The following is a 21,420-nucleotide window of genomic DNA, read 5'->3' as shown; positions in this document are numbered from 1 at the left end:
GCGTTCAGCCCACCGACGGCAGCGTCACGGTGAACGTGCTCCCCTGCGATACCGCGCTTCTGACACTGACGCGGCCCCCGTGACGCTCCACGATGCGGCGTACGATGGGAAGACCGAGGCCCGACCCGCTCGGCGCATCTCCGCGCGAACGGTCGACCTGCTGGAACTCCTCGAAGATGCGCTCGAGGTCGGTGTGCGCAATGCCCACGCCCGTGTCGCTCACCGACAGCACGGCATCGGTGCCGGAACGGCTCACTGTCACGGTTACGCTGCCGCCAGACGGGGTGAACTTGATGGCGTTGCTGAGCAGGTTGGTCACGACCTGGGCCAGGCGATCACGGTCTCCACGAACCGTCACCTCACCGCTGATGTCGAGGGAGACCGAGATGTCCTTCTGCTCCGCCAGGGCGCGGCACGACCGCACACTTCCCTCCACGACGACGCCCAGCGGCAAGGTGACGAAGGCCTCGGCCGTCGACTCTGCCTCGATGCGCGTGAGATCGAGGAGATCATCGATGAGCCGCGTGAGCCGATCAGCCTCCTGGTCGATGATCGAGAGGAACTCGCGCTCCTCCGCGCGACCCGAAGCCTCATCGCCCGAGATGTATCTGCCCTCCTGGTCGAGGAGGATCTCGGTGAAGGCCTTGATGGACGTCAACGGGGTGCGCAGCTCGTGGGAGACCGTGTTGAGGAAATCGCTCTTCCTGCGGTCGAGGTCAAGCAGGCGGGTGTTCGCGGCCTGCAGAACCGCCTGGTTGGCCTCGAGGTCCTTCTGCATCGAACGCTCCGCGTGGAGCAGGCGCTGCACGTGCTCCACCATCTCGTTGAAGCCGGAAGCGAGCCTGCCGAGCTCATCATCTCCCGCCGGGGCACGGGCCGCCAGATCTCCAGACGCCACCCGCTCCCCACAGGCACGCAGCTCGGCCACGCGGGCCTCCAGAACCGCGCGCTTCGCCCGCTCCCTGGCCATGACGCCTCCCAGGCGCTCAGCCATCCGGTTGAGGGCAAGCCCCAGTCGTCCCAGCTCGTCCTTGCGCTCCACGGCAACCCGCGTCTCGAGGCGCCCCTTCGAGATCTCGCGCGCGGCCTGCACGATGCGGCTGAGCGGGCGAACCGCCAGGTAGACGAGGGGAAAGGTCACCGTGCTGATGCCCAGCACCAGCAGGAGCGTCAGGTTCAGTGCGTCCTGTCGCGAACCCGCCGCGGCGACCCGCAGGCGCTGGGCGTTCAGCCCGAGGGAGACCGTTCCGATCCCGCCTTCTCGCGAGCTCATCGGAACGCAGACACCGATGAAGCCGGGGGCGCCGTCGTCGATCACCTCCACGGCCTCGTGCTGGTGCAGGAGCGCGTCAGCCAGCGGACCTCTTCGATGCGCCTCGACCGTGTCGGGACCCGCCTCGGCCAGCACGTGCCCCCGCTCGTCGGCGAACACGACCCACGCCACGTCGGGAAGTCGAGAAGCGGCACGCGAGATCGGCTGCAGCAGGTAATCGCCGAACGACTCCCTCGCCTGCGCGCCGTTGAGGGCGAGATTGCGGCACAGGGAGAAGGCGCGCGTGCGAAGGGCCTCGGTGAGAACGACCTGCTCGCGCTGGGCCACGAAGAACAGGTTGAACACCACGAACACAAGCAGGAGCGGCACCGCGACGATCATGAAGCGGAGCACGAGCGAGCGGAGCAGAGGCTGCAGGCGAAACCGCTCGGGAAGGGGCCAGGGGAAGGGCAGGCCGAACACAGTCGGGTTGATTCCCCGCGTCTACGGCACACCCTCCCGGTCAATGCGAACCGGCCTGCTCTGCGTCGTCGCCCTGGCCGCACTGAGCGTGACGGGGTGCTCGTCGATGTGCGCCCGCACCCATCGTCGTGGGCGCCCTGGTCTCATCGAGCGGCCGAACCTCGTTCATCGGACAGCCGGAAGCAAACACCCTGCGGGCGCACATCGACGATCTCAACGCCGCAGGGGGCATCGATGGCCACCGGCTCGAGCTGCAGCTCTTCGATACGCGAGGCGAGCCCGATACGGCAGTCGCTGCCGCCCGGCAGCTGGTCGCCAACCCGCGGGTGTCGGCCATCATCGGCCCCAGCACGACCGCCGAGACGATGGCGGTCGTCCCAGTGGTGGAAGCGGCCCGGGTGCCGTTGATGTCGCTCGCAGCCGGAGACGAGGTTGTGAAGCCGGTGCGGCCGTGGGTCTTCAAGGACGCTCCAGGCGACACCCAGGCCGTGGGCCGCATCTATGACCATCTCGCCCGTCGCGATGTGGCCCGCGTCGCCATCGCCTGCGCCGACGATTCATTCGGGCGGGGCGGGGAGGCTGCGCTGAAGGAGATGGCCGAGGCGGCGGGCATTCGCGTCGTCGCCTCTACACGCTTCAGTGCGACAACCCCGGACAGCGCAGCGCTCGCTCGCTTCATCAGCGACGTGAAGCGCTCCGACGCCGGCGCGCTGATCACATGGGCGACGCGCCCGGGGCCCGCGATCGTGGCGCGTCTCGCTCGCGCTTCAGATCTGCCGCAGATGCTGATCTTCAGTCACGGCATCGCATCCCGGGAGTTCCTCGACGAGGCCGGTCCGGCCGCCGAGGGAATCCTCTTCCCGGGAAGCCTCCTCCTGGTGTCTGACACGCTCGCGTGGAACCACCCGCTGCGCGCGGTCGAATCGCAGTACAGCCGATGGTATGAGAGCCGTTTCCACACGCCAGCCTCGTCGTTCGGCGGACACGCCTGGGACGCCCTCAACCTCTTTCGGGACGGCCTGAACGCGACATTGCCGATGGCAGGCGGTGAGCCGTCTCGCGTCAAGCTGCGCGCGTGGCTCGAGGAGACCCGGAACTTCATCGGAACCGGAGGGCGCTACCACTTCTCGCCTGCAGATCACAACGGTCTGGGGCGCGACGCCTTCGTGATGATCCGGGTCGAGAGCGGCCACTGGACCCTCGCGCGATGACGCTGCGATCACGTCTCTTCATTGCCGCCCTGCCTGTGCTGCTTCTCTTCGCGGCCTACAACTCGCTGCTGCTGCTGCGTCGTGAGCGTGTCCAGCTCGCGGAGGAGACACGCGCGCGGGCGCAGGCCACGGCAGACCTGCTGGCATCGAGCAGCGCCTACGCGATGCAGACCGTGAACCCGACCTTGCTGCAGTCGAACGTCAACAGCGCCTTCCTTCAGCCGGACGTGCGTCAGGTCAGCGTCATCGACACGCACGGCAGGGTCATCGCCTGCAGCGACCCGTCCCTGAGCGGCAGCCCCGCGCAGCCGGAGGCGGCGGGAAGCGAGACATTGAACGTCAGCGCGCCCGTCACGCTCGGCGGGCGATCGCTCGGAAGGGTCGACCTGTCGCTCTCGACGCGCTCGATGCTCGACGCCGTGGGGCAGGCTCGTCAGCAGGTTCTGGTGACCTCCCTGCTGCTGCTGCTGGCCGTCTCCGTGCTCACGGTCATCGCGGCCCACCGGCTGGCGCTGCCTCTGGGCATCGCGTGCCCGTCGGTCGGCACGGGATTCGCGGTGATCTCGAGCCGCTGGGCGTCACGTTCAATCGCATGGCGGAACGCCTCGAGCGCAGGGTGAGGGCGGAGCGCAGCGCGCGCGCCCTGCTCGGACAGCGTGTGGCGCGACTGCTCGAGTTCACCACAAAGGTGAGTCAGGGAGATCTCGAGCAGCAGGCGCACGTGTTCGCCGATGATGATCTCGGGCAGCTGGCCGACGACTTCAACCAGATCCTGACACGGCTGCGCGCGCTTCTGGCGAAGGAGCAGGGGTTCCGCGCCGCACTCGAGCAGAGCACCCATGACCTGCAGGAAGCCCACGCCCGCCTCTCGCTGTCCGACCGTCAGAAGACAGATTTCCTCGTCGTGGTCTCGCACGAGCTGCGCACGCCGCTCACCGCGGTCAAGGCGTTTGCCGAGCTGCTCATCGACGGTGTCGATGAGCCCGCCATGCGCATCGAGTTCCTCACCATCGTCCAGCGAGAGGCCGAGCGCCTGACCCGCCTCATCAACAACCTTCTTGATCTCTCCCGCATCGATGCGGGGCGCATGAACTGGAGAAGAGATCGCTTCTCTCTGTCGCGCCTCGCCCGTGCCGCGCTCGAGCCTGCCGAGATCGTCGCGCAGGAGCGGGCCGTGCGCATCGATCTGCTCATCGCAGACGAGCGCGTCATCGAGGGAGATCTCGAGCGGCTTGCACAGGCGCTGAGCGAGCTGATGCAGAACGCCGTCCACGCCAGTCCGCCAGACGCGGCGGTGCGGGTGAGCCTGAGCGATCCAGGAAGCGCGGGCAACGTGTGCATCGTGGTGGAGGATCGGGGGTGCGGAATCGATCCGACCCATCACGTCGCCATCTTCGAACGCTTCTGGCAGGTCACGAAGCCCACGCGTGGCCGTGAGCTCGAGCGCCCTCGTGGGTCTGGACTTGGACTGCCTCTGGCAAAAGCCATCGCGGTGGCCCACGGCGGGAGCATCAGCGTGGAGAGCACGGGGGTCGCAGGCGAGGTGACGCGCTTCATGCTCGTCCTGCCGCTCGTCCCCCTCGAGAGCCGCGTCGCCAACCTTCTCACCCTGGCCGAGTCATATCTTGGCCGCACCGTGGACTCAGCCCGTTGGCGAGACATGCTCAACAAGCTCCTGGACACGCAGTCATGAGGGTGCGTGCAGCGGCCATCGCGGCGATTCTGATCGCCCTGATCACGATCCCGTGCGTGCAGGGCGCAATCCCTCTCCGAATAGGGCTGGGCGCCGACGGTGATCCCATTCGGCAGGCGGCCGCGACTTCGTTCCGTGCCGAGATCGAACGCATCTCGGGAGGGCGGATGCACGCCTCGGTGGCTGGACCCGCGCTGTGGGGGCGGCCGAGTGCCAGCGAGCTCGAGCTCGTGAGAGCGGTGATCGCCGGAGATCCCCCCGCGGCCGTCGTGAGCAGCGCGGCCCTCACCAACTTCTCCCCGTCGTTCGATGTGCTCGATGCCCCCGGCCTCTTCGTCGATGAGGCGCACGCCATCACCGTGCTGCACGGCCCGTGCGGCAGGGCGCTCCTCGACACCCTCGGTCCCGCAGGGATGCGTGGCCTGGCCTTTCTGGGGCCCGATTTCCGCGTGCTCGTCGGACCCGCGGGCCTGGGGCATCCGCTGACGCTGCGGTCGACACGCATGGCCACGTTGCAGAGCACGAGCGCCGGTGCATTCGTGGAAGCGCTCGGCGGCGAGGCGGTCCCTGCCCCGCTGGAACGGCTCTCCGAGATGGCGCAGAAGGGATTCGTGGACGGCGCTGACCTGGCGCCTTCGAGCTTGAGGGCGAGCAGCGCAGACGTGTCCTGGCCGCTTACGCTCGACACCCGTCACGCCATCAGCGCCAGCGTTCTCATCGCCAATCGTCGGTTCTTCGACGAGCTGGCGCCGGAGAATCGTCTCCTCATCTGGAGAGCGACCCTGGCCTCGATGCGTTCAGCCCGCGACGAAGCGCAGCGCCTGTCATGGGCGTGGCGGGCGAGCGCGGAGCGGGCGCACCGGCTTCTCACCTTCGACGCGAGGCAGCGCGCGCAGCTCGGCGCGGCCCTCTCGATGGCGCGCGCGCTCGCGTGCAGACGCGTCGATCCATCGATCCTGCACGACATCGAAGCGCTGCGCCCCCCCGCGAGCCGCTGACCGCGCGAGAGGAGCCCGCTCGAAAAACCGAGAAGGGGAGCCCCATGGAAGTCTCCCCAGACCTCGACGTCGCCGTTGAGGTGCAGCGCACAGAAACCGCCGCGCAGGCCTATCGCACCGTGCTCGACGCCCATCTGGCCTCCACGCCCACCCTGCGGGCCGCATTCGAGGCAGACATGCGCGCCGAGCGTCTCGACTACGGCCCCAACCGCATGCTCTGCAGCACCTTCCGCCCTCACTTCCTCACCGCCGCGCTACACGATCACATCACCCACGTCGTGACCACGCTGACCCGCGCCCTGCACCGCATCGCGCGGCAAGCCCTCGAAGATAGAGAGATGCAGGACGCGCTGGGCGTGACCGAGGCCGAGCGCTCGCTCATCGCCGTCGATCCAGGGTACAGCGATCTCAGCGCGCTCTCACGCCTCGACACATTCGTGTCGGCTGAAGGGGTCCATCTGGTTGAGTACAACGCCGAATGCCCCACGGGCGTCGGATACAACCAGCGCCTGTTCCGCGTGTTCGACCGCCTGCCTCCGCTCGTCGACTTCCGGCGCACCCGGCCGCTCGACCGACAAGACGGCGCGGACGACGTCCTCGACACGCTGCTGTCCTGCTGGCGTGAATGGGGAGGCCGCTCGTCGCCGCGCATCGGCATCGTCGACTGGGAGACCGTCGTGACCCGCGGCGAGTTCGAGATCTTCGCCGAGCACTTCCGCGCGCGCGACATCGACACGGTCATCGTCGATCCGCGGGCGCTCGAGCTGCGCGACGGTCGTCTCTACGGCGGGGGCGGGCCCATCGACCTCGTCTACCGCCGGCTGCTGACCGCCGAGTTCATCGAGCGCAAGGACACGTGCGCCGTGTTCGAGGAGGCCTACCGACGTCAGGCCGCGTGCTTCGTCAACAGCTTCCGGACCAAGCTGCTGCACAAGAAGCTGGTGTTCACCCTGCTGCACGATCCGCGATGGACCGGCAGCCTCACCGAAGAGGAGAGAGCGCTGGCGCGCGCGCACGTGCCGTTCACGATCGCCCTGACGAACGGAGAGGCCGAGATCGAAGGAGAGCGCACGAACGTGGTTTCCTGGGCGCGTGACCGCCAGCGCGAGCTCGTGCTCAAGCCCAACGACGACTACGGCGGCAAGGGTCTGCTGCTCGGCTCGCAGGCCACCCCTGATGCCTGGGCTGCCGAGGTCGAGCGGGCAGCGCACGAGGGGGGGTACGTCGTGCAGTGCGCCATCGCGCTGCACGAGTCGTCGTTCCCGGATCTCGACGGTGCCTGGAACCCCTACTACGTAGACATCGATCCGTTCTTCTACCGCGAGCGCATGCACGGCTTCATGAGCCGCATGTCGCGCAGCCGGGTGAGCAATGTCACCACGGGCGGCGGTCAGATGCCTACCTACGTTCTTCTCTGACCCGCGCAGACCGCCGCAGACGAAGGAACAGGCGGCCTCGAGCGTGAATCCATGCGGAGTCTGGCCTTCCGCCCCAGACGCTCACCCGACCCGTGCTCCGCCGGTCGAGGGCACGGATCCGCCCCCATCCTGGGAATAAAGCAATGGCCAATGACGACCCTACGTCTCAGCAGGCTGCTCCCCCCGATTGCGGGCAGCAGACAGGAGCGTGACCGATGACGACAGACCCGCGGCAGGTCTCCACCAGCCGCCTCGTCCCTTTAGAATCCGCGACGGAGACCGGGGTCGACGTCGACCGCCATCGAGACGACGTGGCGTCACGCGCTGCCCACGACGCCGATCTGGCCGGTCTGCGGGCACGCGGCGAGGGCCGCGGGCAGCGCGGTGGCGCAGATGCGACATCCACTCCGCTGGTAAGGGCTGTCGGGCTCACGAAGCGCTATCTCGGCACCACGGTGCTCGACGACGTGTCGCTCACCGTCGAATCGGGCGAGATCGTCGGCCTGGTCGGGCCGAACGGTGCGGGCAAGACGACGCTGCTCCGCATCCTGGCGACCCTCACCTCGCCTGATCGGGGCTCCGCAACGGTGTGCGGGTTCGATCTGGCCGACACGCGAGAGGTTCGTGCCTGCATCGGCTTCATGCCGGACGTGCTGGGGGTCTACGACGACATGCTCGTGCGCGAGTATCTCGAGTTCTTCGCGCGCGCCCACCACCTTCCACCGGCGACACGTGACTACGCCATCGACGAGACCCTTGCCCTGGTTGGGCTCAAGGGTATGGAGAACCAGCCCGTCGATGGCCTGTCCCGTGGCCTCAAGCAACGTCTCGGGCTGGCCCGCGCGCTGCAGCACGGGCCAAAGCTGCTGCTCCTCGACGAGCCGGCCAGCGGGCTCGACCCCCTCGCCCGCCTCGAGCTCCGCGAGATCCTCAGGCGTACCCAGCGACGTGGCACGAGCGTGATCATCAGCTCGCACGTCCTCGAGGATCTGGCCGACATCTGCACTCGCGTGGCCATCATCAGACGCGGGCGCCTCGAGTGCATGACCCAGACCGCGCAGCTCATCACAGACAAGGGCGGGCGTCGCGTCCGCGTCAAGGCCGCGGCGCGCGAAGAGGAGATGTTCAGCTTCCTCGGCGCCCGGACCGATGTCGATGGCCTTCGGTGGGACGCCGACTGCGTCATCTTCCGCATGGCGGGAGCCGATGAGGCCAGTCTGGCCGCGCTGCTCACCGATCTCGTGCGGAACGGCTTTCCGGTCGTCCGCTTCTCGGAAGAGCAGTCCACGCTCGAAACCGCATATCTCAATGTCACCAGCGCAGGCGAAGGATGGGAGGACTCCACCCCATGAATCAGTCGAACACCAGCCCAGGAACGCCATTCACGCCCCCTGTGAGCCGCATCCCTGGCGACGCGTCTCCCCAGGTCCGATGGGAGATCACCGTCGGGCTCGCGTTCGCGGTGGCCATTCTCACGCCGTTCATGCTCGGCGTCTGCGGCTGCACCATGTTCAGCATCGCCACCTTCTTCATGGTTCTGGGCACATCGCTCTGGGTGGGCAACGGAACCTTCGGAGCCCTCACAGTGGAGCGCGAGAAGAAGACCCTCGACTGCCTGCGCCTGACCCAGCTCACCACCAACGAGGTGCTCCTGCTCAAGATCCAACCCGAGCTGACCCGCCTGCTCACCCTCCTGGCCGTGCTCTCACCCACCGTCGTTGCGGTCGGGATATGGGGCGATCAGGGGGTCGTGGTGACGTTCGGCGCCATCGTGATCGCCGCACTGGCCGGTCTGCTCGCCACCCTGGGGGGACTCTTCGTTTCGAGCGTCTGCGCCAGCACCTCGCAGGCCGTGGTGACTGGGTGGGTTGCCCGAGGCGTCTGGCTGCTCCTCACGCCGCTCTTCGATCTCGTGGTGGGTGCCGTGTTCCTGCAGCCCACCCCGCCTCCTGTCTTCACGAGCGTGAACCCGCTCGCCGCGCTTGCCTCGCTCGATGTGCCTGAGGCATTCAGCGGTCTTCACACCTGGCTGCCCGCCCTGTACATCGCGGCCGTTCCCGTGATCTGCGCGATTCTCTGGGCCGCCACGGCCGCGCGCTTCAATCGCGGCCTCGTGGGTGGGGGAGGGCTCTCTGACACCCAGGTCCACCCCGTCTATCGGGCGGGCGCGCAGACCTTCGTGACCCGGCTGCTCCCCTCTCTCGCCTCGAACCCGTCGTTCCTGCGAGAGATGGTGGGTCAGCTGCGGGCGGGGGCGGGCCGCTGGCCCGGCTACCTGGTCTTCGTGGTCCTGCTGATCGCCCCGAGCTTCTACTCCCATTTCTGGACCCTCAACGATCTGAAGACCTCTCGCGAGCGCGGTGCGAAAATCCGTTCCACCGCGTTCATCCACACCACCGATGCGAAGGCGACCCGTGAGGCCGCTCCCAAGGAAGGGACGCTGGCCCTCTACGTCGCCCCCACGAGTGCGCCGAACGACTACACCTCGGCATACGAGACGACGGTGGTGGTCGAGGGGCACACGTCCATCGCCTGCCTGCGCCTGATGCTCCTCGAGAGCTACGGCGTCAGCCTGCCGAAGGGCTCGCTCAAGTTCTACACCTCTCCCCGCAACCAGACCGCGCAGCCCGCCATGGTGGAGCAGCGCCAACCCGACGCGGGAACGGCCAGAGCCCTGGGCCTCGACACGCCGGCGAAGCCCGTTTCGAAAATCACCCCGACCCAGGCAGCGGCGGCTTCTCAGACCTCGTTGCACGTCGGTCTCACGGGAGCCATCGTTCTCCTGCTGCTGTATCTCTCGATGCGCTTCTCCGCGTTCCTGGCCACGGCGGTCACGGGAGAGCGCTCACGACGCACCTGGGAAGACCTGGCCCTGACCGGCATCTCCTGCGACGAGGCCATGTTCGGCAAGCTGATGGGCGCCATCACGCTGCCCCTCACGCAGATGACGGTGGCCTTTCCCGTGCTGGTCATCTTCGTCTGCACGGGGGGGCTCACGAGCTTCGAGGTGCTCTCGCTCTACATCTATGCACTGTCTGTCGCCGCCGCGGCGGCTGCGCTCGGGTTGTGGGCGTCTGCGGTGAGCCGCACGTCGCACGACGCCCATCTGCTGGGCCTGACCATCGTGCTGGCAAGCTTCTTCGCCGCGCCCGTCCTGCTCCCGCTCGTCTTGGCCGGCGGCTTTCTCTACGGCTCGATGAGCGCGATGGCGAGCGGTTCCTCTCCAGTGAGACGCGTGGCGGCTCTTGGCCTCACCTTCTGCCTCTATGCCTCACTGGGCGCGGGCTCTCCCGTCACGGCCGTGCTCTCGTTCATGCCGTCGCTCACGGCAGGATCCCGCTTCCTGGCTGACCTCGGCATCGTCTCACACGATCCGTTCGTGAGCTTCGTCCACCTCGTGGCGGCCACGGGCGTGATGGTCTCGCTCACGCTGCTGCTGTGGAGCGCCACGATGCAGCGCCTGTCGAACCACACGTCGAAGGGCCTTACGGCAGAGGTCCTCGATCCCGCCGCCTGAGTGTAAAAGACGTGAGGCTGCCGCGCGCCGGCTTCGACAGGTCGGTTCCCGCCAAAGCCGGCACCTTCAGGCCTCGAGAAGGCGGGGCACCTCGCTGATCTCCCCCACAACGGTGAAGACATCGGCCAGCCCCGTGAGCTGCAGCAGGCGAACGATGCGCGGCTTCGACGTGATCAGTATCAAGCGCCCGTGTCGCTGGTCGAGTGCGGCCTGAGCAGCGATGAGTGCCGCCAGTCCTGAGCTGTCGAGATACCGCACATCGTCGAGCGCCACGCCAACCAGCGGCGCGCCGCGTGCGATGACCTCCTCGAGATGGCTGCGAAGCCGCGGGGCCGTGTAGACGTCGATCTCACCGGCAACCTCCACGATCTCGATCTCTGACGACAGCGCGCGCTCGCGCACCTGCAAAAGGTCCATGGCATCTCCCTCGTCGATGGAAGGCTTCCACGGCGCCTTCGCACGGGGGTCAGGCTACCCACGCGCACGCAGTTCAAAACCCTCGCGCTCAGGACGGGTCAGATGTGGCGCCTCCAAGGTCTCTGAAAGGCTGGTTCCCCCACCGATCGAGATGCACCACCTCGCCCACCGGGCGACGGGTCGTAGGCCCGTAACGCCCCATCGGCCAGCCCAGGGGGATGATGGCGCAGGGCGTCACATTCCCCGGGAGAGACAAGGCGCGCTTCAGGGCGCGCACGTTCCACAGCGGCAGGGTGACGAGGCACGCCCCGAGCCCCGCCGCCCGCGCAGCGAGCAGCAGGTTCTGCACCGATGGGAAGATCGACGCGTAGTACGAGGCGACGGCCAGATGGGGGAGCAGGGGAGCCCGCCCGCGCAGACAGGCCACCACGACGACCGGGATCTCGTCGAAGTGCTCGGCCATGTGATCGCCCGCGTCCATGAGCCGATTCATCTTATCGTTGCCACGCATGGCAAGCCGACCGAGTCCTCCATAAACCCGCCACGCTCTTCGGTTGAGCGTGCCGAGACGGCGAATGACCGCACGGTCGCGCACCACGATGAACTGCTGGCTCTGCTGGTTGCCCCCGCTGGGCGCTCGCATGGCCAGATCGACGAGGTGCAAGACCAGGCTGTCGTCGACGGGGTCGGCCTTGAGCCGGCGCATGGCACGCTGGGTGCGCATCGCCTCTTCGATGGGCATGCCGAAGGGTTCTTTGTCGGTCATGAGATTTGCTCCTGAGCGCTTGATGCCCGCGCCAGCTGAACGGTGCGCAGGTCGGCCGAAGCCAGGGAGAAGGGGCCGGATTCGCGAAGAGGCGGTTCAACACGACCCGAGGAGATTCCCATCACTCCAGACGCCTCTGCCTCTCCGGCCTCCGGACGCCTGTATCTCGCGGTGCTCGTAGCCGTGGCACTGGGCGCGGCGGTCGGATTCGTCTCGCCCGCGCTCGCGGTCCGCTTCGAGCCGCTGGGGCTGATCTTCATAAAGCTGGTGAAGATGGTGATCGCGCCCCTGGTCTTTGCCACCGTGGTGGTGGGCATCGCGGGCATGGGCGATATGCGCAAAGTCGGACGCGTGGGCGTGAAGGCCCTGATATGGTTCGAGGGAATGACCACGCTGGCCCTCGTCATCGGACTCGTCGTGGTGAATCTGGTGAAGCCCGGCAGCGGCGTGACGCCTCCGCCGTCGACCGTGGGCACAGCCGATCTGGCCAAGGTGGCCGACCCCAGCAAGGCACGAGGATTTGTCGATTTCGTGATGGGCGCCGTTCCAGAAACCTTTGTCGGCGCGTTCTCGAGCGGTGACATGCTTCAGGTGCTCGTCATTGCGGTGCTCTGCGGATTCAGCCTTGCACGACTGGGAGAGCGTGGCCATCTGCTGCTCGAGCTCACCGAACGGGGGAGTGAGGCCCTGTTCGACATTGTAGCCCTCATCATGCGTCTGGCGCCCCTGGGTGCCTTCGGGGCCATGGCATTCACCGTGGGGCGGTACGGGGTCGAGTCGCTGGCCAGCATGGTCTGGCTGATGCTGTGCGTCTACGCAACCTGCCTGCTCTTCGTGCTCGTGGTGCTCGGGCTTGCCATGCGCGCTCTCGGTCTCTCCATCGTTGCCTTCATCGCCTACATCCGGCACGAGCTCCTCGTGGTGCTGGGAACCTCATCTTCAGAGGCGGCATTGCCCAACCTGATGGCACGCCTGGAGGAACTGGGCTGTCCTCGATCGGTGGTGGGTCTCGTGGTGCCGACAGGCTACTCATTCAACCTCGACGGAACATCCATCTACCTGACGATGGCGGCGGTCTTCCTGGCGCAGGCCACGAACACGCCGCTGCCGCTGCAAGATCAGATGTTCCTCCTGCTCGTGCTCATGCTCACCTCGAAAGGAGCGGCGGCCGTCACGGGGGGCGGCTTCATCACCCTTGCCGCAACCCTGAACGCCACCCAGACGCTGCCCGTCTCGTCGATCACCATGCTCCTGGGCGTCGATCGCTTCATGTCGGAAGCGCGCGCGCTCACCAACTTCGTGGGGAACGGCGTGGCGGCGCTCGTGGTGTCACACTGGGAGGGAGAGCTCGATGTGGATCGTGCGCGCAACGCCTTGGCCGCGGGCCCGATCGATCGGGCATGAATGGCGCAGTGACGCCGATTCACGCGTGTTGCGCAACGCCATCTCTTCTTGACTGACAGAGGGGAGATGTGCTACGATGCACGCATCGCAAGCAACGTTTTAGAACTCGCGGTCCCCGGCCAGGGATCGCGATAGCGGGCGAGGGTTGGCCGCCCTGGAGCTCGCATGTCGCGCACGCGCGGCAGGGAAGGAGGTGGGTCCGATTCCTTCTGACAGTATGAGACCCACCCTCGGAGGGGTGGGCGCGTAGCACGCTACGCGCGAGTTCTCCGTCGACAGGCGGCGCAAGCCGCCTGTCGGTTTTTTTGGGGGGGGCATCGGCCGCAGCGCTCGCGTCTGCCCTCGCTGCGCGCCCCGGCAGGTCAAGCCGCCTCGCTGCGCGCCACCAGGGCCATGACGGCTTCAGTCATCAGGCGCACCGCCTCTGGCACCTCCGGGGTGTTGACGGCCTCCAGGCCACATTCACAGCCTTTCGACCAGCGCACCTGGAAGGTGATGTCGCGCGATGCTGCGCAGGGAAGGCTCACCGTGAAGCGATGTCGTGTGCCCTCGGCCAGCGGCGTCGATGTGCGCAGGCGCAGACCGCCGTGGCTGTAGTCGAGCACCTCGGCGCCAGGCTCTGACGACAGGCCGATGCCCATCTGCGCAGGCGTCATGTGGTAGCGACTGGCCTCACGCCGGTTGATCTGACGCACCTGGGTCTCGACGATGGCCTCGAAGGTTCTCACGTTTCGTTCCTCACAGCTCTCTTCTCTCGATGTCTTCACGATACGCCTTCTCCACGGCGCGCACCGTGATGGCCCTCAAACAGCGGCAGACAGACCGTGACCGCCGTCACGTCACCCCCACGCTGCTCGCCAGATTTGCAACTTGACGCGTGAAGTGCTATACTGCGGGCTGATTTCGCAAGGGGAAGCCGCACCGTGAACTACCATCTCGTGAGCCTCGGATGCCCGAAGAACCTCGTCGATTCCGAGATCATGATGAGCCGTCTCGACCAGCGCGGGCATCAGGCCATCGCGACGCCCGGCGAGGCTCAGATGATCATCGTGAACACGTGCGCCTTCGTGCGATCGGCCAAGGAGGAATCCATTCAGACCATCCTCGAGCTCGCACGCTACAAGAGCGAGGGTGACTGCAAGCTCCTTGCCGTGACGGGATGCCTTTCGCAGCGCTACCGCGCCGAGCTGCCCAAGGAGATGCCCGAGGTCGACGTCTGGATAGGCACCGACGAGTTTCCGCGCATCGACGAGATCATCGACAAGACGCTCGAAGGCGGCAAGGCGCTGGCCTTCACCGAGGAGCGCATCGACTATGAGCAGGTCCTCGAGCGCCAGGTCTCCACACCCCGTCACTGGGCCTACCTCAAGATCTCGGAGGGGTGCAACCACACCTGCAAGTTCTGCATCATCCCCACCATCCGCGGGGGGTTCCGCTCGCGCAGCATGGAGTCGATCGTGGAGGAAGCCACGCGACTCGCAGCCAGAGGAGCCAAGGAGCTGGTGCTCATCGCCCAGGACATCACCGACTACGGGCGCGACCTGTATCGGCGCCGCGCCCTGGGAGAGCTTCTCGACCGTCTCTCCGAGGTGCCCGGCGTGGAATGGCTTCGCGTCATGTATGCCTATCCCACGTCGCTCGATGACGCCACCATCGACGTCATCGCGCGCAACCCCAAGGTCTGCAAGTACATCGACATGCCGTTGCAGCACGCCAGCGGCCGGGTGCTCCGCGCCATGTCGCGGCCCGGCGATCGGAAGTTCTACACCGAGCTGATGATGAAGCTGCGCGAGAAGGTGCCCGGCATCACGCTTCGCACCACATTCATCGTGGGCTACCCGGGGGAGACCGAAGACGATTTTGAAGAGCTGCTCGGTTTCATGGGCGATGTGCGCTTCGACCGCGTGGGCGTCTTCACGTACAGCAAGGAAGAGGGCACGCCCGCCGCGCTGCTCAAGGGCCAGGTGGCCCACGGGGTGAAGCGCCGCCGCTTCAAGCGCGCCTACGAGCTGCAGCAGCGCATCTCCCACGAGAGCAATGCGGCCCGCATCGGAAAGACCATCCGCGTTCTCATCGACCAGGAAGTGCCCGGTGCCGACCTGCGCCCAGACGCGCCGGAGAGCCGTGGCGGCGAGGCTGAGGCAGGAATCGGGCGCGCTATCGTGAAGTTCCCGGCAGGCGCGCGGTACCTCGGTCGAACCGAGTCCGACGCACCCGAGATCGACGGCACCGTGTTCGTGAACGGTCGTGGAGCGCGCGTGGGCGAGTTCCAGAACGTGCGCATCACGGGCGCGCACCCCTACGACCTCGTGGGCTCCATCGACGCCGTGTCGGCGGCCCTCGCCTGACGGCAGACGCCCCAGGCCCAGATCAGCGAAAGGCGCGAACGGCTCGCATGGAAGACGAGGGCGGTCGGGTACGAAGCGCAGACTCGAAGGTCATCAGTCTGTTCCCGTACCAGAAGGCGCACTCGTTTGAGAGCAGCCTCCAGATGGGGCGGGCGCATCGCGAGAAGGGGCAGCTCGACGAGGCGATCAAGGCGTGGCTCCAGGCTGCGGCACTTGACCGCGAGCACGCTGAGGTGCGGCTCGATCTCGGCGTCGCATATGCCGAGACAGGCGACCTTGAACGCGCCATCCACTTCTTCAAGATGGCCCTCGAGCTCGGGCCCGCTTGCGAAGAAGCCCTCTTCTACCTCGGACTGGCCTACTTCCAGAAAGAAGAGTACGCCACGGCCATCAAGTACTGGCAGGAAGCGCTGCAGCTGAACCCGGAAGACTGGGAGCTGCGGCTGTCCCTGGCCGAGGCCTACGTCGAGCAGGGCAAGTACAAGAAGGCCCAGTCCCAGATCGAGAAGATCCTCAAGGTCAATCCGTATCACCTCGATGCCCGCAACCTGCGAGGCGTGATCCATCTCTCGCTGGGTGAGCTGCACGCCGCCGTCGACGAGCTGAAGGCCTGCATCAAGCTCGACCCTTCTTTTGCGCGCACCCACATCAACCTGGGCGTTGTCTACATGCATCTGGGCTGGCTCGATCCGGCCATCGTCGAGTTCCGACGGGCCACGCGCCTCTCACCCACCAATCCTGACGCCCTCTACAACCTGGGCCACTCGCTTGCCCACCGTGGGTACGTCGACGAAGCCGTCACCCGTCTCGAAGAGGCGTTGCGACTCGAGCCCAGCTTCACCGAGACCTACGTTCTCCTGGGCTCGCTGTACCTGCAGCAGAACCGGGAGCGCGAGGCCCAGGAGATGTTCGAGCGCGTGCTCGAGCTCGAGCCCCAGAACGCCGAGGCCATGGCGTCGCTGGCGCTGGTGCACGGGCGCAACAACCGCTGGGAAGATGCCATTGCCTGCTACAAGGAGGCCCTCAAGAACGACGCACGATCGTCGGTTCTGCACAAGGGCCTGGCGCAGGCGTACTTCGAGCTGGGAAACCACAATGCCGCGCTCAAGGAGATCAAGAAGGCGCTGCAGATCGACCCCTGTCTGGTCGACGGGTACGTGCTGATGGGTCGCATCTACCACGCGCGAGGTCTTGGGGTGCAGGCGCGCAACGCCTGGAAGAAGGCCCTCGACCTCAAGCCGGACTGCGAAGAGGCCCAGGAGTGCCTTCTCGTCGTGACCCGTCGGGACAACCGCGTCTCGAACAAGAAATAGACCCCCGCGTCACAGGGGTGCGCAACGCCCTTGCCGAAGCGCCGCCCGCCATTCCACGCATTCCAGGAGAGCCATGTCCGACATCACCGTCCAGACCCTTCCGCCGTACTCCACCATCGAGGGCGTGGGCGCTCATGAGGGAAGCCTCGTGCGCCTGCGCACGTGGCTGCGCAACAAGCGATCGAGCAAGAACGTCCATTTCCTCATCCTTCGAGACGGGACCGGGCAGATACAGGGGGTCGCCGGACGCAACGACGTGACCCCTGAGCTGTTCGAATCGCTCGGCGCGCTCCAGCAGGAGACCTCGCTGGTGGTCACGGGTGAGGTTCGCGCAGACAGCCGTGCCCCAGGGGGCTTCGAGCTCGCGGTGCGCGACGTGGAGGTGATCGGAGACTCGAGAGACTTCCCCATCACGCCCAAGGACCACGGCGTCGACTTCTTGATGGATCATCGCCATCTCTGGCTGCGCTCTTCGCGTCAGCACGCCATATTGCGCATTCGACACGAAATCATCAAGGCGTGTGAGGACTGGCTCGACGAGCAGGGCTTCTTGCGGGTCGACGCGCCGATTCTCACCTCCAACGCGTGTGAGGGCACCACCAATCTCTTCAAGACGAAGTATGTCGACGACAGCGACGCCTTCCTCTCGCAGAGCGGACAGCTCTACAACGAAGCCACCGCCATGGCCTTCGGCAAGGTGTACTGCTTCGGGCCGACCTTTCGGGCCGAGAAGTCGAAGACGCGCCGTCACCTCATGGAGTTCTGGATGATCGAGCCGGAGATGGCCTTCTGCGAGCAAGAAGAGAACATGGCCGTGCAGGAGCAGTTCGTCTCGTACGTGGTGCAGCGCGTCCTGAAGAAGCGCGCCGCCGAGCTCAAGGTGCTCGAGCGCGACACCGCTCGTCTCGAGAAGGTGGTGGCACCGTTTGCGCGGCTCTCGTACGACGACGCGATCAAGCTGCTGCAAGAGAAGGGCAAGGACGTGAAGTGGGGAGACGACTTCGGCGGCGATGAGGAGACCGTGCTGGCCGAGGCGTTCGAGACCCCGGTGTTCGTGCACAGCTACCCCATCGCGTGCAAGGCCTTCTACATGAAGACCAACCCCGAGCGTCCCGAGCTGGCCCGCTGCGCCGACCTGCTCGCACCCGAGGGGTACGGCGAGATCATCGGCGGCGGCCAGCGCGAGGACGACCTCGACGCCCTGCTTTCGCGCATCCACGAGCACAAGCTCCCGGAAGAGGCGTTCACGTGGTACCTCGACCTGCGCCGCTTCGGCTCGGTACCGCACGCCGGCTTTGGCATGGGCATCGAGCGCGTGGTGGCCTGGATCTGTGGGCTCGACCACATTCGCGAGACGATTCCCTTCGCGCGCATGCTCTATCGCATGACGCCGTAGCCGCGCGAGAGAAGCAACGTCTCTCATCGCAGCGAGCGCACGCAAGGGGGCCTGGTCCAGGTGGGGTTGAAGAGCAACCGTGCGAGACGAAGGTTTCACGCGTCGGCTGCGTCGCGAGATCAACGCGCTTCGCACACTGTCTCACCCCAACGGGGGGGGCAGGCCGCCGCAGCACGCTCATGCCCCCCCTGCACGGCGCCGGAGCAGCTGCGCAACACGTTGGCCAGCCCGCGCTCGGGTCCACAAGACATTCTCTGGCTTGAGGTCGCGGTGCACGATGCCCGCGTCGTGCAACGCCTGCACGCCGGCGAAGACCTGCGCAAGCGCATCGAGCGTGGCGCGTGGGCTCAGCACGCCGTCGCCTGGACGCCAGCCTCCCGAACCGGTCTGGATGAGGTCCATCACCAGGTAGAGGAGGCCGTCATGTGCGCCGGCATCGATGACCCGCAGCAGATTGGGGTGCTTCAGGGACAAGCTCAGGCGGGCCTCACGCTCGAAGCGCCGTCGAAACACGTCATCAGACGACAGCTCCGGCGAGAGCACTTTCACGGCCACGCTCGACAGGCCAGAATCTTCTTTCACAGCCTTCACGGGCACACCGCGGTAGACGGTTCCGGTGGCTCCGCCCCCCAGCCGTTCGACCAGGCGAAAATCGCCCAGAACCCAGTCACGAGAAACACAGCTGCACCAGGCGGGTCAGTGCTGAGCGTGAGACACACCTCTTTTTCAGGCGGACTGGCGCCAGCAGCCGATATCAGCGCCAGCAAAAGAAAAGCGCTCGCGAGTGTGCTGAGCGATGGGCGTGCACGGCACTGCGAGCGCGGGAGCGTCATTCGGTTGACGTACTAGCGCACCTGAAGCGTCTTCTCGGTCGCGGTGAACGTCGGCGCATACTTCTTGTAGAGGCTGTCGGGGCAGGTGCTGAGCACCCCGATGAGGTTCTTGCCCTTCACCACGCAGAACCAGCGCTGACGCGTGGGCACCATCTTGAACGGGTTCTTCGCCTTCGGGTCGACGGGCACCGAGATGGCAAAACCCGTGCCGTTTCCCAGCACCTCCATCACGAACCCCGGATTGCCGTCGACCGTGATGGTCTGCTGCTTCACGACGCGAAGATTGGCGCGCGGATCCGGCTTGACCTCGGTCTTGCCCGAGATGACGGCGACGTTCTTCTCGAGCAGGTCTTGTGCGGTGTGCCCCTCGGTGTCCTGGACGAACACGCTGATGGTGGACCCCCAGACGTTGCGGGCCTTTGGCATTCCCCACTCTGGAGACGTCCAGCCGAAGCGGTAGGTGCCGGGAACGCTGGCCGTGGGCATGGCGAGCCAGCCCTTCGGACCCTTGATGCTGAAGTTGAAGAGATAGTCTTCGTAGGCGCGCGCGGGCACGGCGAGCACGATCAGCGAGGCGAGAACGAGCAGGAATCGACGGTTCAGGTGCTTCATAGGGCGCTTTCTCTTCGCACACGATGCAAGGGTTCCTGCAGACGGGGAGGGAGGAGAGAGCCACCGCCTCTGTGAGCGAAAGGAGGCATCTCGGACGCGTAGAAGCCCCCACGACCCATGCACCTGCTGTTCATCACGCCCCTCGAGCAAGCATCCGCCCGCGCGGCACTGGGGCCGTCTGCGCCCCCGTCTGTCACGGTGCTCGCCGCGACCGAAGCGGTGGCCCGGATCGCGGCCGTGCCCGCCGACGCCATCATCGCCGACCTCAGAACGGCGAACATCGAGGTTTCCGCGCTTCTCTCTGCGGTGCGACAGGCACACCCCACAGCCGTCGTGGTCGCGCTGGCCCCTTCGGGGGCGCCGGAGCGCGCCCTCGAAGCCTTGCGGAACGGGGCCGATGAAACGGTCGAAGGCGACGTCATCGACGAGGAAGCCGCACTGGCGCGGATCTTTCTGCTGTCGGCGCAGACCACAGCGGTGCGCGCCTTGATCCGGGAAGGGCGGCAGGCGTGTCTCGAGCGCGATCTCGCACAGCAGGAGCTGGCGCGCGTGACCCGGCTCGCTGTCGCGTCGCATCGAGCGGGGGCCGCCCTGTCACTCGTGCGCGGCGTGTGCCACGACATCAACAATCCGCTCACCGGCATCCTCGGCTACGCACAGCTGCTGCAAGAGAGCATGAGCGGCACAGCGCTCGAAGACATCAAGGAGATCGAGGGATGCGCCCAGCGCTGTCGCGACCTCGTGGGACGGCTGGCTCGCTTCTGCCGCGTCGATCGCGCCGCCCCCGTGGCCGTCGAGGTGGGCCCGATCGTCGATGATGTCCTCGCCTTCACAGAGTACCTCACGAAGCGCAACCGCATTCGCGTGAGCGTCTCACTCGACGCGCACCTCCCTGGCATCGTGGTCGACGTGAGCGCCTTGCGCCATGCCGTGCTCGCCCTCGTGCTCAACGCCATCGAAGCGATGCTCACCACGGGGGACCGACTGCTCGAGGTGACCACCCGCACCTCCGGATCGGTCATCGAGATCGTGGTCGCCGACAGCGGACCGGGAGTGGCGCAAGAGGATTGCGCGCGCATCTTCGAGGCGTTCTACACCACGCGCGCGTCCAGCGAGAACGCTGGCCTGGGGCTGGTGGCGGGGCGCGCCTTTGCCCAGGCGCATGGGGGCGACGTGCGGGTAGAGGGCACGGCGAGCGGGGGCGCTGCGTTCATCCTCTCCCTTCCCATTCCCCCTTGTCCCGCCAGCCCTCCCTGAGACAGGAAGAGAGCGGCATCCATCCCAAGAACCAGGCAAACCTCGAGAAGGAGAGACGGTCGTGTCCGGACATTCGAAGTGGCACAACATCCGGGTCAAGAAATCGAAGGTCGACGCCCAGAAGGGCAAGATGTTCACCAAGGTCTCCAAGGAGATCTTCCTTGCCGCGCGGCGCGGCGGGGGTGATCCGGCCGCCAACTTCTCGCTCAAGAACGCCATTCTGCGGGCCCGCGAGGTGAACATGCCCGCCGACAACATCAAGCGCGTCATCGAGAAGGCGACGGGAGGCGGCGACGGGGCCAACTTCGAGGAGATCACCTACGAGGGCTACGGTCCTCACGGCGTGGCCATCATGGTTGACGCGGCAACCGACAACCGCAATCGCACCGCGGCCGACATGCGCCACCTGTTCTCGAAGTACGGCGGCAATCTCGGCGAGAGCGGGTGCGTCGGCTGGATGTTCAAGAAGCAGGGCATCATCTCGCTCGCCCTCGACGCCATC

At 66.5% G+C, this 21,420-nt stretch carries 19 protein-coding genes; 13 read left to right on the top strand and 6 right to left on the bottom strand.

What is annotated here, in order from left to right; translation table 11 throughout:
* Positions 1-4 precede the first annotated feature (4 nt).
* A complete protein-coding gene (locus EB084_00830) occupies positions 5-1,735 on the bottom strand; it encodes a HAMP domain-containing protein (protein ID NDD26800.1) in 1,731 nt (576 codons plus the stop codon).
* A 122-nt stretch (positions 1,736-1,857) separates the two neighbouring features.
* Here EB084_00830 and EB084_00825 point away from each other — a divergent pair, with 122 nt between their 5' ends.
* The 7 genes from EB084_00825 to EB084_00795 all read left to right on the top strand — a co-directional run bounded on the left by EB084_00825 (position 1,858) and on the right by EB084_00795 (position 10,572).
* Complete coding sequence (locus EB084_00825; protein ID NDD26799.1) at positions 1,858-2,946, top strand: ABC transporter substrate-binding protein; 1,089 nt, start codon at positions 1,858-1,860, stop codon at positions 2,944-2,946.
* Positions 2,943-3,566, top strand: a complete 624-nt coding sequence (locus tag EB084_00820; protein NDD26798.1) for a hypothetical protein — start codon at positions 2,943-2,945, stop codon at positions 3,564-3,566. Before EB084_00825 ends, EB084_00820 begins: the two co-directional genes overlap by 4 nt.
* Positions 3,539-4,639 carry a hypothetical protein gene (locus EB084_00815; protein NDD26797.1) on the top strand — a complete coding sequence of 367 codons (1,101 nt, stop codon included), beginning with the start codon at positions 3,539-3,541 and terminating at the stop codon, positions 4,637-4,639. The genes EB084_00820 and EB084_00815 overlap by 28 nt, the downstream gene beginning before the upstream one ends.
* The gene (locus EB084_00810) at positions 4,636-5,637 is read left to right on the top strand and encodes a hypothetical protein (protein ID NDD26796.1); all 1,002 of its coding nucleotides are present in this window, start codon (positions 4,636-4,638) and stop codon (positions 5,635-5,637) included. Before EB084_00815 ends, EB084_00810 begins: the two co-directional genes overlap by 4 nt.
* Positions 5,466-7,055 (top strand): hypothetical protein, encoded by a 1,590-nt coding sequence (locus tag EB084_00805; protein NDD26795.1) that lies wholly within the window; start codon positions 5,466-5,468, stop codon positions 7,053-7,055. The genes EB084_00810 and EB084_00805 overlap by 172 nt, the downstream gene beginning before the upstream one ends.
* 215 nt (positions 7,056-7,270) lie before the next feature.
* Positions 7,271-8,407, top strand: coding sequence for an ABC transporter ATP-binding protein (locus EB084_00800; protein NDD26794.1), 1,137 nt, complete (start codon positions 7,271-7,273; stop codon positions 8,405-8,407).
* A complete protein-coding gene (locus EB084_00795; protein ID NDD26793.1) occupies positions 8,404-10,572 on the top strand; it encodes a hypothetical protein in 2,169 nt (722 codons plus the stop codon). Before EB084_00800 ends, EB084_00795 begins: the two co-directional genes overlap by 4 nt.
* 66 nt (positions 10,573-10,638) lie before the next feature.
* On the opposite strand, the gene EB084_00790 is transcribed toward EB084_00795, so the two are convergent.
* Both EB084_00790 and EB084_00785 read right to left on the bottom strand, forming a co-directional pair.
* Positions 10,639-10,989, bottom strand: coding sequence for an STAS domain-containing protein (locus EB084_00790; GenBank protein ID NDD26792.1), 351 nt, complete (start codon positions 10,987-10,989; stop codon positions 10,639-10,641).
* An 88-nt stretch (positions 10,990-11,077) separates the two neighbouring features.
* Positions 11,078-11,731, bottom strand: coding sequence for a nitroreductase (locus EB084_00785; protein ID NDD26791.1), 654 nt, complete (start codon positions 11,729-11,731; stop codon positions 11,078-11,080).
* A gap of 183 nt (positions 11,732-11,914) precedes the next feature.
* Here EB084_00785 and dctA point away from each other — a divergent pair, with 183 nt between their 5' ends.
* The gene (dctA, locus tag EB084_00780) at positions 11,915-13,159 is read left to right on the top strand and encodes a C4-dicarboxylate transporter DctA (protein ID NDD26790.1); all 1,245 of its coding nucleotides are present in this window, start codon (positions 11,915-11,917) and stop codon (positions 13,157-13,159) included.
* 362 nt (positions 13,160-13,521) lie between these two features.
* Here the strand turns inward: dctA and EB084_00775 are convergent, their stop codons facing one another.
* On the bottom strand, positions 13,522-13,926 hold the full coding sequence (locus EB084_00775; GenBank protein ID NDD26789.1) for a hypothetical protein: 405 nt from the start codon (positions 13,924-13,926) through the stop codon (positions 13,522-13,524).
* Positions 13,927-14,082: 156 nt separating this feature from the next.
* Here EB084_00775 and rimO point away from each other — a divergent pair, with 156 nt between their 5' ends.
* The 3 genes from rimO (at position 14,083) to EB084_00760 (ending at position 18,216) form a co-directional block, all read left to right on the top strand.
* On the top strand, positions 14,083-15,507 hold the full coding sequence (gene rimO, locus EB084_00770; GenBank protein ID NDD26788.1) for a 30S ribosomal protein S12 methylthiotransferase RimO: 1,425 nt from the start codon (positions 14,083-14,085) through the stop codon (positions 15,505-15,507).
* Positions 15,508-15,554: 47 nt separating this feature from the next.
* The gene (locus tag EB084_00765; GenBank protein NDD26787.1) at positions 15,555-16,820 is read left to right on the top strand and encodes a tetratricopeptide repeat protein; all 1,266 of its coding nucleotides are present in this window, start codon (positions 15,555-15,557) and stop codon (positions 16,818-16,820) included.
* 73 nt (positions 16,821-16,893) lie between these two features.
* A complete protein-coding gene (locus EB084_00760) occupies positions 16,894-18,216 on the top strand; it encodes an asparagine--tRNA ligase (protein ID NDD26786.1) in 1,323 nt (440 codons plus the stop codon).
* Between the two features lie 177 nt (positions 18,217-18,393).
* On the opposite strand, the gene EB084_00755 is transcribed toward EB084_00760, so the two are convergent.
* Both EB084_00755 and EB084_00750 read right to left on the bottom strand, forming a co-directional pair.
* Positions 18,394-18,876, bottom strand: a complete 483-nt coding sequence (locus EB084_00755) for a hypothetical protein (protein NDD26785.1) — start codon at positions 18,874-18,876, stop codon at positions 18,394-18,396.
* 185 nt (positions 18,877-19,061) lie between these two features.
* A complete protein-coding gene (locus EB084_00750) occupies positions 19,062-19,661 on the bottom strand; it encodes a hypothetical protein (protein ID NDD26784.1) in 600 nt (199 codons plus the stop codon).
* Positions 19,662-19,778: 117 nt separating this feature from the next.
* On the opposite strand from EB084_00750, the gene EB084_00745 reads away from it, so the two are divergent.
* Both EB084_00745 and EB084_00740 read left to right on the top strand, forming a co-directional pair.
* On the top strand, positions 19,779-20,918 hold the full coding sequence (locus EB084_00745) for a hypothetical protein (GenBank protein ID NDD26783.1): 1,140 nt from the start codon (positions 19,779-19,781) through the stop codon (positions 20,916-20,918).
* Between the two features lie 61 nt (positions 20,919-20,979).
* A partial coding sequence (locus tag EB084_00740) for a YebC/PmpR family DNA-binding transcriptional regulator (protein NDD26782.1) occupies positions 20,980-21,420 on the top strand: 441 nt, incomplete at its 3' end.

It is taken from the genome of Pseudomonadota bacterium (assembly GCA_010028905.1).
Taxonomy (GTDB): domain Bacteria; phylum Vulcanimicrobiota; class Xenobia; order RGZZ01; family RGZZ01; genus RGZZ01.
This window is presented reverse-complemented; position numbering and strand designations above follow the sequence as displayed.